Origin of the sequence: Luteirhabdus pelagi (assembly GCF_016827595.1) — a bacterium.
GTDB lineage: Bacteria > Bacteroidota > Bacteroidia > Flavobacteriales > Flavobacteriaceae > Luteirhabdus > Luteirhabdus pelagi.
In genome coordinates this window covers 206,442-220,089 of sequence record NZ_JAECMS010000004.1, presented here as the reverse complement: position 1 = coordinate 220,089, position 13,648 = coordinate 206,442, and the positions used below count along the sequence as shown (strand labels likewise).

12 protein-coding genes are annotated in these 13,648 nt (G+C 43.0%); 3 read left to right on the top strand and 9 right to left on the bottom strand.

Features of this window, described 5'->3' with window-relative positions; translation table 11 throughout:
• Nucleotides 1–93 precede the first annotated feature (93 nt).
• From I4Q58_RS11890 to I4Q58_RS11880, 3 genes are all read left to right on the top strand, one after another.
• Nucleotides 94–1,377 carry an acetyl-CoA hydrolase/transferase family protein gene (locus I4Q58_RS11890; RefSeq protein WP_203296107.1) on the top strand — a complete coding sequence of 428 codons (1,284 nt, stop codon included), beginning with the start codon at nucleotides 94–96 and terminating at the stop codon, nucleotides 1,375–1,377.
• Nucleotides 1,378–1,462: 85 nt separating this feature from the next.
• Nucleotides 1,463–1,894 (top strand): RrF2 family transcriptional regulator, encoded by a 432-nt coding sequence (locus I4Q58_RS11885; RefSeq protein ID WP_203296106.1) that lies wholly within the window; start codon nucleotides 1,463–1,465, stop codon nucleotides 1,892–1,894.
• A gap of 4 nt (nucleotides 1,895–1,898) precedes the next feature.
• Nucleotides 1,899–2,288: a group III truncated hemoglobin gene (locus I4Q58_RS11880; RefSeq protein ID WP_203296105.1), complete on the top strand. Its 390-nt coding sequence runs from the start codon at nucleotides 1,899–1,901 to the stop codon at nucleotides 2,286–2,288.
• Between the two features lie 45 nt (nucleotides 2,289–2,333).
• Here I4Q58_RS11880 and acs read toward each other — a convergent pair whose 3' ends face one another.
• From acs to I4Q58_RS11835, 9 genes are all read right to left on the bottom strand, one after another.
• On the bottom strand, nucleotides 2,334–4,241 hold the full coding sequence (gene acs / locus I4Q58_RS11875) for an acetate--CoA ligase (protein WP_203296104.1): 1,908 nt from the start codon (nucleotides 4,239–4,241) through the stop codon (nucleotides 2,334–2,336).
• 5 nt (nucleotides 4,242–4,246) lie between these two features.
• Entirely contained in the window at nucleotides 4,247–6,142 is a 1,896-nt protein-coding gene (locus I4Q58_RS11870; protein WP_203296103.1) for a propionyl-CoA synthetase, read from the bottom strand.
• 269 nt (nucleotides 6,143–6,411) lie between these two features.
• Complete coding sequence (locus tag I4Q58_RS11865) at nucleotides 6,412–6,777, bottom strand: response regulator transcription factor (RefSeq protein WP_203296102.1); 366 nt, start codon at nucleotides 6,775–6,777, stop codon at nucleotides 6,412–6,414.
• Nucleotides 6,778–6,792: 15 nt separating this feature from the next.
• Nucleotides 6,793–9,483 (bottom strand): ATP-binding protein, encoded by a 2,691-nt coding sequence (locus tag I4Q58_RS11860; RefSeq protein ID WP_203296101.1) that lies wholly within the window; start codon nucleotides 9,481–9,483, stop codon nucleotides 6,793–6,795.
• Nucleotides 9,476–9,670, bottom strand: a complete 195-nt coding sequence (locus tag I4Q58_RS11855; RefSeq protein WP_203296100.1) for a hypothetical protein — start codon at nucleotides 9,668–9,670, stop codon at nucleotides 9,476–9,478. The genes I4Q58_RS11860 and I4Q58_RS11855 overlap by 8 nt, the downstream gene beginning before the upstream one ends.
• A gap of 96 nt (nucleotides 9,671–9,766) precedes the next feature.
• On the bottom strand, nucleotides 9,767–11,542 hold the full coding sequence (locus tag I4Q58_RS11850) for a sodium:solute symporter family protein (RefSeq protein WP_203296099.1): 1,776 nt from the start codon (nucleotides 11,540–11,542) through the stop codon (nucleotides 9,767–9,769).
• Nucleotides 11,543–11,572: 30 nt separating this feature from the next.
• Nucleotides 11,573–11,830 (bottom strand): DUF4212 domain-containing protein, encoded by a 258-nt coding sequence (locus I4Q58_RS11845; RefSeq protein WP_203296098.1) that lies wholly within the window; start codon nucleotides 11,828–11,830, stop codon nucleotides 11,573–11,575.
• Nucleotides 11,831–11,841: 11 nt separating this feature from the next.
• Nucleotides 11,842–13,071, bottom strand: a complete 1,230-nt coding sequence (locus I4Q58_RS11840) for a hypothetical protein (RefSeq protein ID WP_203296097.1) — start codon at nucleotides 13,069–13,071, stop codon at nucleotides 11,842–11,844.
• Nucleotides 13,072–13,180: 109 nt separating this feature from the next.
• Nucleotides 13,181–13,600, bottom strand: a complete 420-nt coding sequence (locus I4Q58_RS11835) for an IS1/IS1595 family N-terminal zinc-binding domain-containing protein (RefSeq protein ID WP_203296096.1) — start codon at nucleotides 13,598–13,600, stop codon at nucleotides 13,181–13,183.
• Nucleotides 13,601–13,648 lie beyond the last annotated feature (48 nt).

Genomic DNA, 13,648 nt, shown 5'->3' with positions numbered 1-13,648 from the left:
ATATTGCCTAAATTTAATAGGAATCATTATGATAAAAATCATTTAAAAATAGTGGAGTGTAAAGGACCTTTGCAGCCTTAAATCGAACACGACATGAATACACATTCATTAAAAATAGTATCTCCCGAACAAGCCGTTTCGGCAGTGAAATCTGGCGACCGCATATACTTTCAAGGGGCGGCAATGACCCCCAACACCCTAATCGATAGCCTTTGCGAACGCTATCAAGAGCTAAGCGATGTTGAAATTTTACAGATTCATACCCATGGCGATGCCAAATATTTGGAAGCACCATATAACAAGGCCTTTCATTTATCCGCTTTTTTTGTGGGTGGAAATACCCGAAAAGGGGTGCATACCGATCATGGCGACTATGTTCCCGTATTTTTGGGTGAAATACATTGGCTATTTCGAAGAAATATCCTGCCATTGGATGTAGCCTTTATCCAGGTGTCACCACCCGACCGGCATGGCTATTGTTCACTTGGAGCTTCGGTCGATATTACCTTGCCAGCCATCCTGACGGCAAAGAAAGTTGTAGCTCAGGTGAATCCGAAAGTGCCGAGAACACATGGCGACGGAATTATTCATATCAACAAAATTCATTGCGCTATTGAAGTCGATACGCCCATCCATGCTTCCGAGGTTGGAACACCCACCGACATCGAAACCACCATCGGAAAGCATGTTGCTGGTTTGGTTGAAGACGGCGCAACGCTTCAAATGGGAATTGGAAACATACCCAATGTCGTTTTGGCAAATCTTACCAACCACCAACGCTTGGGAATCCATACCGAAATGTTTAGCGACGGTATTCTTCCCTTGGTTGAAAAGGGAATTATTACAGGCGAGGAAAAGGAAATAAAAACCAATAAGATTGTTACGTGCTTTGCGATGGGAACCCAAAAATTATACGATTTTATCGACGATAATCCTTTGGTACACTTCAAGGAAGCGGGCTATACGAACGATACCGCCATCATTCGTCAAAACCCAAAAGTTACAGCCATCAACAGCGCCATTGAAATCGATTTGACAGGTCAGGTTTGTGCCGATTCTATCGGGACCTATCAATATTCAGGAGTGGGCGGCCAGATGGACTTCATCCGGGGTGCTTCGCTTTCGGAAGGAGGAAAGCCAATTATCGCGATGCCTTCGATTACCGCCAAGGGTATTTCGAAGATTACACCATTTCTGAAGGAAGGTGCTAGTGTTACGACTACCCGAGCGCACGTTCACTATGTGGCGACGGAGTATGGAGTGGTGAATCTCTTCGGAAAAGGACTGAAACAGCGTGCGAAGGAATTGATTTCTATTGCGCACCCAGATCATCGTGAAGCGTTGGAACGTCAAGCATATTTGCGATTCCATAAGTAGATTTTCGTTTTAATCACAAACAAAAATAAAAGTAAAAGAGTTTTTTATCCGAATTTAGCTATATTTGATAGTAAATAAGGATGATATGTTTTCTAAAGCATGTGAATATGGGATTCGGGCGACGCTCTTTATTTCAAAGGAATCGCGACATGATCGGAGGTCTAATCTGAAAGAAATCGCTAAAGCGATCGATTCTCCTGAAGCGTTTACGGCTAAGATTTTACAGGAACTGGCCAGAAGTGGCGTGGTAAAGTCGAAAAAAGGTCCTAACGGAGGTTTTTTTGTTGAAGAAGACCATCGAATTTTATTAGGTGATATCGTAGAGGCAATCGACGGGGATAGTATTTTTAGGGGTTGTGGACTCGGACTTTCCGAATGTAGCGATGAAAAACCGTGTCCGTTGCATGAAGATTTCTTGGAAATCCGGGAAGGTTTGAGGGAAATGCTCGAAACCGTAACCATTGCAACCCTCACGGAATCTTTGGATAATGGGGAAACGTTTTTAAAGCGGTTTTAGATTTATGAAGAAAGCGAAAATCACAAGCTTAGACGATGTAAAAATAGTAGTGGATGCCTTTTATGGAAGGGTTCGAAAGGATGATTTACTAGGCCCTATTTTCAACCATGTAATTCAAGATCGCTGGCCAGAACATCTTCAGAGAATGTATACCTTCTGGCAAACGGTTTTGCTAGGGGAACATACCTATTATGGCAGCCCCTTTCCGCCGCATGCAAAGCTTCCTGTAACTGAAGAACATTTTCAACGTTGGTTAAAACTGTTCACCAAAACTATCGACGAGCATTTTGAAGGTGAAAAAGCAGATGAAGCAAAATGGAGAGCCTCCAAAATGGCCGAGATGTTTCAATATAAAATTGAAGCGATACGAAATAATGCTACTATAATTAAATAAAAAAGGGCCACGCTGGACCCTTCACTTAAAACTTATAGCATACCATTACAAAGCATTGTCCATAATATCCTGCACCACTTCTGGATTTAATAATGTCGAAGTGTCGCCAAGATTGCTGGTATCCTTGCTTGCGATTTTCCGAAGGATGCGTCGCATAATCTTTCCACTGCGTGTTTTTGGTAATCCCTGCGTAAACTGAATCTTATCCAACTTGGCAATCGGCCCGACATGCTCGGTGATGATTTGATTGATTTCCTTCCGAAGATTATCATGGTTTCGCGATTCGCCTGTTTCTTTCAGAATAACATAGCCATACAACGCATTACCTTTCACTTCATGCGGGAATCCAACAATAGCACTTTCGGCAACAGCTGGGTGCTCGTTTATGGCATCTTCAATAGGTGCTGTACCCAGATTATGACCAGAAACGATGATGACATCATCTACGCGACCGGTAATTCTGTAGTAGCCAGTACTGTCCCGCAAGGCGCCATCGCCCGTAAAATACTTTCCTTCAAAGGCAGAAAAATAAGTGTCTTTATACCGCTGATGATTTCCCCAAATGGTACGTGCCATGGAAGGCCATGGGAACTTCACGCATAATCTTCCGCTAACCAAATTCCCTTTTAGTTCGTTACCATTTTCATCCATTAAGGCAGGCTGAATGCCCGGAAGCGGCAGGGTCGCATACGTTGGAATGGTCGGAGTGGAATATGGAATTGGCGAAATCATAATCCCACCCGTTTCGGTTTGCCACCATGTATCGACAATCGGACAGTTTTTATTTCCAATATTGTCATTGTACCAGTGCCAAGCCTCTTCATTAATCGGTTCACCGACTGTTCCTAATACTTTCAATGAAGAAAGATCGTATTGCTCCACAAAATCCAAGTTTTCCTTTGCCAATGCGCGAATGGCAGTCGGAGCAGTATAAAATTGATTGATGTTATGCTTTTCAACGATCTGCCAAAAACGTCCCCAATCGGGATAGGTGGGAACCCCTTCATACATCACGGTGGTGGCGCCATTTGCCAACGGACCGTATACGATATAACTATGGCCGGTAATCCATCCAATATCGGCAGTACACCAATACACATCATCCTCTCGATATTGAAATACATTTTTGAAGGTGTAAGCTGTATACACCATATAACCTGCGGTGGAATGAACCATTCCCTTGGGTTTTCCGGTGGAACCAGACGTGTAAAGAATGAAGAGTGGATCTTCGGCATCCATAATTTCAGGAACACAGTCATGATACGCCTCATCCAATAACGGTTGCAACCACTTATCGCGACCCTCCTTCATCTGAATGTCAGAATTGATACGTTTTGCTACTAAAACCGATTCCACACCTTCGCACGATTCTAAGGCTTCATCTACGATTCCTTTTAAGTCGATGGTTTTCGTTCCGCGATACGATCCATCGCTGGTCAAAACCATTTTACATTCACAGTCGTTGATACGTGTGGCCAATGCTTTTGATGAAAAGCCGGCGAATACAACAGAATGAATCGCGCCGATCCGGGCACAAGCCAAGACCGCCACCGCTAATTCGGGAATCATCGGTAGATAAATACAGACACGGTCGCCTTTTTCAACACCTTGATCTTTCAGTACATTCGCAAAGCGGCATACCCGTTCGTGTAACTGCTTGTAGGTGATATGTTCTGCTTCTTCGTTTGGATCGTTAGGCTCAAAAATAATAGCGGTTTTGTCGCCGCGACTATAAATATGTCGATCGATACAATTTTCCGTGATATTCAACTTTGCTCCTTGAAACCAAGATATCTCGGGCTTGCTAAGGTCGTATTCTAACACCTTATCCCAACGCTTGCGCCAGACAAAGTTTTCTTCGGCGATTTCTTCCCAAAAGGTTTCAGGATCTCGTACCGATTTGCGATATACTTGAAAATATTCCTCTAAGTTTTTAACGTGATAATTACTCATGATATTTATGCTTTTCCGATAATTCGATTGGTTTTATATACTAATTCTATTTCTTGGATGATAGCAGGATCATCTATGGTTGACGGAACTCCATATTCCGTTTGATCGGCAATATTTCGTAGTAATTTACGAAGAATTTTTCCCGAACGTGTCTTCGGAAGACGTTCCACCACCAATACTTCCTTAAAGGAAGCCACGGCACCGATTTGCTTGCGCACTTCAGCAATGATTTCCTCCTTAAAATTCTGGGAAACGGAGGTGTCGCCAGATTTTAAAACGATAAGTCCGAGCGGTCGCTGTCCTTTCAAATCGCAATGGATTCCAAATACGGCGCATTCCGCTACAGCTACATGTGAGGCAACGACTTCTTCCATCTCAGCAGTAGAAAGCCGATGGCCTGCAACGTTTATAACATCATCTACGCGACCTGTAATAAATACATACCCATCTTCATCAACATAACCTCCATCACCTGAAAAATAATAGCCAGGGAATTTCTTGAGATAACCTGCCTTAAATCGCTCTGGGTTTCCCCAAAGACTTAATAAGGTTCCTGGTGGCAAGGGAAGGGCTACGCTTACATAGCCTTCCGTGTTAGGACCGACTTGATTGCCTTCTTCATCCAAAATCTGAATATCATAGCCACAAACGGGCTTTCCGGCGGAACCTGGTTTCACAGGTAATAATTCTATACCCGCCATATTGGCCAACATCGGCCAACCCGATTCGGTTTGCCACCAATGGTCGATGACTGGGATTCCTAATTTTTCGTCTAACCAATTTAGGGTCGCTACATCGCAGCGCTCGCCCGCCAAAAATTGATATTTCAAACAGGAGAGATCGTATTTTTTTAGGAACTCCCCGTCGTAATCTTCTTTTTTAATGGCACGAATGGCTGTGGGAGCGGTAAACATCACTTTCACCCTATGTTCTGAAATTACCCGCCAAAAAGTGGAGGCATCTGGAGTTTTAATCGGTTTCCCTTCGAAAAGGACTGTGGTATTTCGATTCAACAAGGGTCCGTATACAATGTAGGAGTGACCGACTACCCATCCTACATCACTGGCGGCCCAATACACATCGCCTTCTTCTACACCATACACATGCTTCATCGTAAATTTTAGCGCTGTGGCATATCCCCCCGAATCGCGAATGATACCTTTCGGTGTGCCCGTAGTTCCAGAGGTATACAATATGTAGAGCGGATGATTTGATGCTACTGAAACGGGTTCTACAGGAGCAGATTTTTCCACTAACGTTGAGTAGTCAATATCATATTCCTTTGTTTCCATTTCGACCCCTTGCTCCCGATCGAATACGATAACATGATTTGGTTTATGCGATGCTTCTTCAATCGCTTTGTCTACAAAAGGTTTATATGGAATTACTTTTGAAATTTCTATCCCATGTGAAGCGGTAATAATGGCTTTCGGATTACAATCTTCGATACGGATGGCAAGTTCATGAGGCGCAAATCCGCCGAAGACCACAGAATGAATCACGCCTATTCTCGCACAGGCCAACATCGCAAAAATAGCCTGTGGAATCATCGGCATATAGATGATGGCGGTATCACCTTTTTGCAATCCTAGTTTTTGTAGGCCTCCTGCTAATTTCGCTACTTCTTCACGTGCTTCGATAAAGGAAATGGTCTGCTTGGTATTGGTAACGGGCGAATCGTAGATAATCGCGGCTTGGTCGCCATGACCGACTTCAATATGCTTATCGAGACAAAGGTAGCTTACGTTCAATTCGCCATCTGAAAACCATCTCGGATAGCCCGTTTCATCGGTATCCAAAATAGTTTTTGGGGTTTTATACCAAGCAATTTGTTTCGCTTGTTCTTGCCAAAATTCCGCTGGGGAATCGATACTTTTTTGATAGAATTCCTGATACTTCATGACGTCGACTTTTTAGCGGAAAAAAGTCCAAACCAATTCGGGTTCAAAACCTTCAACCTGATAAAAACATATAGAATAACGACGAAGCAAAGCCCCATGACTATTGAGTGCAACGGGCTAACCGGCGTTTCGCTTTCTAACTTAAATCTGAAGTATAAAGAAACTATGGCGTAAATACAGATAATGATATCTGACGCTAAGGGTGGAATTCGAAATTTCATGATAACTAACTTAAATTAAACTTGGTTGTTTGCACACAAAACCAATGTTTAACCGATTAGTTCTTGAATTTCTGCTACTATTTTCTTTACTGAAAACGGCTTTGTAATATACTTATCTGCTCCAAGTTTTAAGCCTTTTTCAATATCTGAAGCTTTATTTTTGGCCGTTACGAAGACCACTTTGGTATCTTGTAAACGATCGTTTTTTTTAATAATGTCAAGCGTTTGGTACCCATCTACATTTGGCATCATGATGTCCAATAAAACAACATCCGGCACCATGGTTTCCAGCAGCTGAATGGCTTCACTACCATCGCGAGCGATAAACACCTCAAAATCCTGTTTTTTGAAGGTATATTCCAACGTCATTACGATGTTGGGCTCGTCATCCACAATCAAAATTTTCTTCTTCATGAAGCAGCTTACAAGTTACTGAATAGGGAGCGTAAAAGCAAGCACCGCCCCATTTTTTTCATTGTTTTGGGCCCAAATTCTACCTCCATGCTTTTCCACTATCTGTTTGCTGATGGCAAGTCCCAATCCGCTCCCCTCGGGCTTAACCGTATTTTGATTCTTCGACTGGTAGAATTTATCGAAAATATAGGGGAAATCCTCTTCGGGAATGCCCTTCCCATTATCTTCTACCCGTATTTCGATCATCCCTTTAAAGGCCTTGCTTCGTACGGTAATTAGTCCCGATTCTTTCGGGGTGAATTTTAAGGCATTTGATAATAGATTCGTCAGTACCTGAAGAATTCGATCTTCATCATACAACATTTCCTTTTCATCGGTACTTTTATTCTGAATACGAACCTGTTTCTGTTGTGCCAAATGTGAAATACTGCTAATCGCCTTGTTGATGGTAACCTGAATACTGTTGCGTTGTTTCTCCAATTTTTGACGACCCGTTGCCAATTTCTCGAAATCCAGGATATTGTTGATAAGACGTGACAGTCGATCGGCATCCTGAAGCATATTCTGAAGAAATTGGTCGCGAACCTCTGGTGGCATTTCGTCGGCATCGTCCTGCATGATTTCGGTAGCAGCGCGAATTCCGGTAAGGGGTGTTTTCAATTCATGGGCCACTGTATCCAGAAATTCATCCTTTTGGCGGTCCTTTACAATCAGTTCTTCGTTAGCATTCTGAAGTTGGGCGGTGAGTTTTGTCAGCGCTTCCGACTTCTCCTTCAACATCTTATTTTTGGTGAAGGCTTCCTTAGATTCTTCCAAAATCTTCAACACCTCGACCAAGCTGATTTCCTCTTCCTTCACCACACCCGCAATCAAAATTTTTGCCGAGGCACTTCCGATACTACCGGTCAATAATTTTTCAGAAAAATTGATCAGTCGTGCATCGGCCATTTGCATATCAGGAGGCAGATCATATTTCATAAAGAATAAACTGAGGGCACGTTCGGTGCGTTTTTCACCTAAAAACTTCACCAAAATATTTTTGATATCCGATACATAGGCTTCGCCTTTCCATACCAATGCGCTATCCTGAAGAGAACTGTAATTTCGGGGGTCGACGAACATTTCGGCATAGTTTCGTTCGCGATAGTTTCCTTTGGAAGTCAAAGAGAATGTCAAATAACAACTTATATTGAAGAACAAACTCCAAAAGAAGGCGTGCGCGGGCGGACTTAAAAAGTCGATACCGAATAATGCATACGGTTTTAATGCTTCAATATGAAACAATCCATTCTCTACAAAGTTTTGGGCGCTTGAATAGGCTTCTAAGGTGAAGGGGAGGATGAGTGTATAGGCAGTGATAGCAAACCCAACGATTATTCCGATGATTGCCGCTTTTGATGAACCACGGTTCCAGAACAAACCGATAAAGAAGGCAGGTGCCAATTGGGCGATAATGGTGAAGGCAATTAGTCCGATGGAATACAATGAAAGTTCTATCGAAAAGTTCACATAAAACAAATACGCAGCAATAATGATGGTGAAGATTGAAATCCGCCGAATATTCTTGATGTAACGCGTATTCTTTCCCGACTGCTCCTTGCTGAACTTCCCTAGGAAACCATAGGGGATGATGAGGTTGTTACTAACCATGGTCGATAGCGCGAGGGTTGAAACCACCACCATAGAAATTACTGCGGAAAAACCACCCAAAAATACGATTAAAGCTAATCCAATGTTATCATGATGAAGCGGCAGGAGTAAGGTGAAGTATTCTGCATTTAACTCTGTCCCGAAGGTAAGTGTTCCGCCCCAGGCGATAAAGATTACGAAGACATTGAACAACAAAAGGTATAAGGGGAAAAGCCAAATCGCTTTTTTGATATGTCGCTCGCGAATATTCTCCACCACCGAAACCTGAAATTGTCGCGGTAACAAAAAGATGGCACTAAACGATAGCATGATGGTAAAGAACCAAGTGAACCCATCTTCCGGTGCCCCGAACTTTGTTAGTGCTGAAAATCCATCGGTTTGGGAAATCCGATTATAAATATCCTGCGTGCCGTCGAATAGGACAAATGTGGTGTAAATACCAATAGCCAAGAAGAAGGCCAGTTTTAAAATAGATTCGAAAGCGACGGAAACAACGATTCCTTTGTGTTTTTCGGAGGCATCGGTTTTTTGGGTTCCGAAGAAGGTAGCAAAGATTGCCAACAACACGGCTACGTAAAATGTAGAGTCATCGATAATTCCAGTGGCCACATAGCTGTCATGATGTGCCATAATATCGAAGGTTTCGGAAACGGCCTTCAACTGAAGCGATATATAGGGAACCGTTCCAATGACGCATACAATGGTGATTAAGGCGCCAAGAAAACGATTGTTTCCATAGCGAAGCGAAATAAAATCGGCTACCGAGGAAATTTTATGTTGTTTGGAAATGCGAAGGACCTTTCGCATTAAAATGATCCAAAGAGGTAGTGCGATTACGGGGCCGAGGTAAATCGGTAAAAATCCAATGCCCTCGTTGGCCGCAACTCCGATACTTCCATAATAGGTCCAAGCCGAACAGTACACCGCGAGTGAAAGGGTATAGATGTATGGACTGTTCACCCATTTGCTTTTGGCATTTTTTTCTGCGATAAAAGCGATGTAAAACAATACGCCCAAATAACAGAGAATTATGGCGAAAAGGACATAATTACTCATAATGGCGTTTTAGAATTATGTACGAAATAACGCAGGCAAGTCCCCAAACCAAAAACACAAAAAAGTATAGAATCGGAATACCGAAGATGGCTCCATCGCTGTTGAAGATCCAGATCAGGGGAATATTAAAAAGAAAAAAGAGCACCAGTGAAATCACCACCAATTTTTGTTCATGCCTTTTCTTCATGCGAAATCGATTTCCGTTAAAAGTAGTAAAACAGTGCCACTTGTGCGGCACTGTTATACAAATTGAGGAGCTAAATAACTAATTTTTAAATCAATCTTAGTGCGATTGGGCTTCGCCCGCACCGCTTGGGATGCGGATATTCTCTACGATATCCTGAACATTTTCTGGCGGAGCAGCCGTTACGCGCGATACCACCACCGAAACAATCACATTCGCAATCATTGCAATGGTTCCGAAGCCTTCCGGAGAGGTGCCAAACCACCATTCGCTGGCTGGGCGTGGATCCATAATTCCGATCAGTCCGGTTTTATAGCGAATCATATAGAACAACATTAGTGTTATACCGACGATCATACCGGAAACAGCGCCTTGTTTGTTCATTCGTTTATCGAAGATTCCCAAAATAATGGCGGGGAAGAACGAGGCAGCTGCTAAGCCAAAGGCGAGGGCCACTACCGCCGCCACGAATCCAGGTGGGTAAATTCCGAATAATCCAGCAATGATAATCGCAACCAAAATACTGATGCGTGCTGCCATCAATTCACCTTTATCCGAAATATCCGGCTTGATTTGTTTCTTGATCAAATCGTGTGAAATTGAAGTTGAAATTACCAATAATAACCCAGCGGCAGTTGAAAGTGCAGCCGCCAAACCACCGGCAGCAACCAATGCGATTACCCAGTTGGGAAGCTTGGCGATTTCAGGGTTTGCCAATACCATAATGTCGCGATCTACATATAATTCGTTTTCAGCAGTACTTGGATTTGAAATTAGTCGCTGTCCGTATTCACCTGATTCACCTGTGTAGGCAGGCTTTTTACCATCAAGAGCATCGCCAGCGACATATTGGATTTTTCCATCATCGTTTTTGTCGGACCAAGCAATTAGGCCTGTAGCTTCCCAGTTTTTAAACCATTCAGGGACGTTGGAGTAGGATTCGTTTCGAACGGTTTCAATTAAGTTAGTTCGAGCAAATACCGCTACTGCAGGAGCTGTGGTATAAAGAATGGCGATAAAAAGAAGTGCCAAACCGGCTGATTTACGAGCATCTTTCACCTTTGGTACAGTAAAGAAGCGTACAATTACGTGGGGAAGACCTGCAGTACCCACCATAAGCGCAAGGGTTATGGCAAATACGTCCCATGTCGACTTGCTACCGCTGGTATATTCCTTAAAACCTAATTCGGTGTGAAGGGTATCGAGCTTGTCTAATAAAAAGGTTCCGTCTTCAAGCGTACCGCCCATTCCGACCTGCGGAATCACATTGCCCGTCATTTGAATCGAGATAAAAATAGCTGGCACCATAAAGGCAAAGATTAATACACAATATTGTGCTACCTGTGTATAGGTAATCCCTTTCATTCCGCCCAAAAAGGCGAAGACCAACACGACTGCCATTCCGATGATGACCCCCATGGTAATATCCACTTGAAGGAATTGTGAAAATACGATTCCTACGCCACGCATCTGTCCTGCTACGTAGGTGAAGGATACGATCAGGGCGCAAATAACAGCAACGGTTCGGGCTGCATTCGAATAATAACGATCGCCGATAAAGTCGGGTACCGTGAATTTTCCGAATTTCCGAAGATACGGTGCCAGCAATAGTGCTAACAAAACATAACCGCCAGTCCATCCCATCAGATAAACGGAACCATCATATCCCATGAAAGAAATCAATCCTGCCATCGAGATAAAGGAAGCGGCACTCATCCAGTCGGCAGCCGTTGCCATCCCATTTGCGAGAGGGGAAACGCCACCGCCAGCTACATAAAATTCCTTTGTTGAACCCGCGCGGGCCCAAATTGCTATTCCGAAGTAAAGGGCAAAGGTAACCCCTACTAAAATCCATGTCCAAAGTTGAACGCTCATAATATTGAAAGTTTAATGGTTAGTAAAGGGTTACTCGTTGTAACCGTATTTTTTATCTAGTTTGTTCATCAATCGCACATATACGAAAATGAGGATTACGAATACGTAGATCGAGCCTTGTTGGGCGAACCAGAAGCCGAGTTTAAAACCTCCGAGTCTGAATTGGTTCAGCTCATCCTTGAATAGAATTCCGCATCCATAGGAAACAATAAACCAGATGGTGAGTAGGATGAGGAGATATTTCAAGTTCTCTTTCCAATAGGCTACTGCTTTTTCTTTTTTTGTCATGATAAATGAGTTTATAGGTAAATCATGGCTTGAAGGGTAAGCGTTCCTCCATCCGATTCACCAAATTTTTGATGTTTGTATTCTAAGGTCAATTTTGAATTGTTACCGCTGAGATACGCATTGGCGCCTACGCCAAAGACATTCCGATTGTCGTCAACGGCGTCGTAGCTGTTGGAAGCGAAAGAAACGTAAGGTTGTACTCGCGCCTTGGCCAGATCGCCTGCAAAGGTGTAGCCTACATGTCCGTATAGCATACTTCCAGTTCCATAGGCACTAAAGAAATAATTGTCGCCATAATCATTCGATTGAAATGTAGCATAGGCCGTAAGTGCACTGCCGTCTTCACCCAAAGGGGCATCGTAGAAGGCATCGACTGCGAAGATGGCAACGTCCTGCCCTTCGAGTTCACCTCCCTTATCCATTGGCGCCAATACGGCACCGTTTGGATGAAGGAAGAAACCTGCTCCTACATTAAATATTTTCTTGGCACCGAGATAGGTTCCAACCTTATAGGGCAGAAAGTTCGATTCCTGATCGAAAATATTGAAGTCGAAATATCCAGCATAGGTTTTTCCGGCATCTGCAGAACCTAACAATCGTCTTCCGCCATATACGGCAGGTCCGTCCGCTTCAGGATCGCGGCTATCAAGTCCGTTGGTAATGGCGTCGTTAACCGACACTCGATATTGTAGTTTTCCAAAACTACCTTTAAAGTAAATCCCCAAATGCCGCGCAAACTGATCGGAAAGTCCGATAGTAGCCCATGACTGACGGTTGTTGTCCAAGGTCAGCATGTTTAGGGTACTTTGGTTATTCAATCTTGAAATACCGTTAAAGTAATGAAGTCCGCCTCCAACGGCATGCTTATCGGCAATCTTGTATTGTGCCCACACATCGTGGAAAAACAGTTGTGAGCCTTCCCCTTTTCCGACTGGGCTTAGGGTGTTGCTATTTAAGCTATTTAATCCAAAATGGGTAAGGAGTAGGAATTTGTCGTTAATTTGGGAGAACATCAGTACCCTAGCGCGACGAAGATTGAAATTGGTATTGCTTGCATCTTCGGGAACGTCATCGGTATACGATGCTTGTACTTGCGCCCAGGAAATAATACGAAGGTATTTTTTACCTTCTTCGTCAAATTTCACCTTTAGTCCGCCCGTATAATCAGGCGAACTTTGAGCAGTTACAAACTGGAGGCTCGCAAAGCAAAGTCCGACCAGCAACAACAGTGATTTTCTCATAGTTTTAAAGGAGTTAGTAGTTAATGCATTGGTTTTGTGTGCGGAACTAAACTCCAAAAAACTATTTGTTAATGGAAAATTAATATAGGTATGCGTAAATTAAATATAGTTATTCTCTAAATCGCTCCCATTTAATCAGCATAAACTTATCGCCAAGCTCAGTTATCAATACACCGGCACCGGAAAGGTTTTTGGTATTTTGGAAGTAATTGGATAGTTCGGTATGATTAAGAATACGATAGGTAGGGTGATAGTCTGAATTGTAAGGGCGTTTAATGTTGTATTTTTTGACCCAATTCATGATACTGACGTGCGAAATTCCCAAAATTCGTTCGATTTCTCGGTAGGTAAGTCCCTCGAGATAAAGCTGAAGTGCTTTATTTACGTAATAGGTGTCAATCTGCTTTCCCAGTTTGTTTACGGTGAAGTAGTAATTGCATTTTTTACACTTGTAGCGTTGGCGGTCGTTCACGATTCCACTCTTAATATAGGAAGTCGAATTACAATTGGGACAAGCGTCGATTTTCATATATATAAAATTAGCATAAATATAGTAAATTAGCAATAATTATCGTTT

Coding starts and splice junctions, on each gene's coding strand:
- I4Q58_RS11890 (WP_203296107.1), top strand. CDS start 94: ATGAATACACATTCATTAAAAATAGTATCTCCCGAACAAGCCGTTTCG.
- I4Q58_RS11885 (WP_203296106.1), top strand. CDS start 1,463: ATGTTTTCTAAAGCATGTGAATATGGGATTCGGGCGACGCTCTTTATT.
- I4Q58_RS11880 (WP_203296105.1), top strand. CDS start 1,899: ATGAAGAAAGCGAAAATCACAAGCTTAGACGATGTAAAAATAGTAGTG.
- acs (WP_203296104.1), bottom strand. CDS start 4,241: ATGAGTAATTATCACGTTAAAAACTTAGAGGAATATTTTCAAGTATAT.
- I4Q58_RS11870 (WP_203296103.1), bottom strand. CDS start 6,142: ATGAAGTATCAGGAATTCTATCAAAAAAGTATCGATTCCCCAGCGGAA.
- I4Q58_RS11865 (WP_203296102.1), bottom strand. CDS start 6,777: ATGAAGAAGAAAATTTTGATTGTGGATGACGAGCCCAACATCGTAATG.
- I4Q58_RS11860 (WP_203296101.1), bottom strand. CDS start 9,483: ATGAGTAATTATGTCCTTTTCGCCATAATTCTCTGTTATTTGGGCGTA.
- I4Q58_RS11855 (WP_203296100.1), bottom strand. CDS start 9,670: ATGAAGAAAAGGCATGAACAAAAATTGGTGGTGATTTCACTGGTGCTC.
- I4Q58_RS11850 (WP_203296099.1), bottom strand. CDS start 11,542: ATGAGCGTTCAACTTTGGACATGGATTTTAGTAGGGGTTACCTTTGCC.
- I4Q58_RS11845 (WP_203296098.1), bottom strand. CDS start 11,830: ATGACAAAAAAAGAAAAAGCAGTAGCCTATTGGAAAGAGAACTTGAAA.
- I4Q58_RS11840 (WP_203296097.1), bottom strand. CDS start 13,071: ATGAGAAAATCACTGTTGTTGCTGGTCGGACTTTGCTTTGCGAGCCTC.
- I4Q58_RS11835 (WP_203296096.1), bottom strand. CDS start 13,600: ATGAAAATCGACGCTTGTCCCAATTGTAATTCGACTTCCTATATTAAG.